Origin of the sequence: Mycobacterium sp. 852002-51613_SCH5001154 (genome assembly GCF_001667425.1) — a bacterium.
Taxonomy (GTDB): domain Bacteria; phylum Actinomycetota; class Actinomycetes; order Mycobacteriales; family Mycobacteriaceae; genus Mycobacterium.
In genome coordinates this window covers 1-504 of sequence record NZ_LZII01000053.1, presented here as the reverse complement: position 1 = coordinate 504, position 504 = coordinate 1, and the positions used below count along the sequence as shown (strand labels likewise).

Below are 504 nucleotides of genomic sequence, written 5' to 3'. Positions count from 1 at the left end.
CCGGGGCAGCCGCGGGCTACTCCCACAAATACGGCTTCCGCTACAGCGTCCTAACCCGCCCACCCTCGGCCGGATAGCAGCGGATATGAACACAACTCATTCGTTTTATCCGCGTCGGGATTTTATGGAGAGCCGGTTGCGGCTGAGCCCGGTAGCGACGACGGCGCGGCCCCCCGGCTACGGCCCGGTGACGCGCGAGGGCGATCACCGGGAGACTGTTTTCCCACCTCATGGCGGACAAACGGCCGGACGCCCAGCGCGTGGTCAGCTCTGGACAACCGGGGCGCAGCAGCCGCGGGCGATGCGCCCGCGCCCGGCCAGCTCTGACGTCAGCCGGTCGGCACGGCCGGGGGCCGGCCGGATGCGCTCTATCGTCTTTCACTACTCGACGTCATTCATGCAGCTGCGACGCGGTAAGGGGTAATTCGTGTTTGATTTTGGGGCGCTTCCGCCGGAGGTTAATTCGGCGCGGATTTATGCCGGTCCGGGGTCGGGGTCGTTGAT

1 protein-coding gene is annotated in these 504 nt (G+C 66.3%); it reads left to right on the top strand.

The window, feature by feature from the left end; all coding sequences use genetic code 11:
• Positions 1–427 precede the first annotated feature (427 nt).
• A partial coding sequence (locus A5750_RS26355; RefSeq protein WP_156624280.1) for a PPE domain-containing protein occupies positions 428–504 on the top strand: 77 nt, incomplete at its 3' end.